General features: G+C 65.1%; 1 protein-coding gene. It reads left to right on the top strand.

Annotated features, from left to right (window positions below):
* Positions 1-249, top strand: a 249-nt coding sequence (locus OR16_RS39405; RefSeq protein WP_043423360.1) for an aconitase family protein, incomplete at both ends; no start/stop codon positions are given.

Genomic DNA, 249 nt, shown 5'->3' with positions numbered 1-249 from the left:
GTGCCGGTGGACAGCATCAAGATCGACAAGGTCTTTATCGGTTCCTGCACCAACTCCCGCATCGAAGACATGCGCGCCGCGGCGTGGGTCGTGCAAAAGCTGGGGCGGCGTGTGGCAAGCAACGTGAAGCTGGCGATGGTGGTGCCGGGCTCGGGCCTGGTCAAGGAGCAAGCCGAGCGCGAAGGGCTGGACAAGGTCTTCAAGGCCGCCGGCTTCGAATGGCGCGAGCCGGGCTGCTCGATGTGCCTG

This window comes from Cupriavidus basilensis OR16 (genome assembly GCF_000243095.1).
Classification (GTDB): domain Bacteria; phylum Pseudomonadota; class Gammaproteobacteria; order Burkholderiales; family Burkholderiaceae; genus Cupriavidus; species Cupriavidus basilensis_D.
Note: the sequence above shows the minus strand (reverse complement) of the source record. Positions and strands in the feature narration are given on the sequence as shown.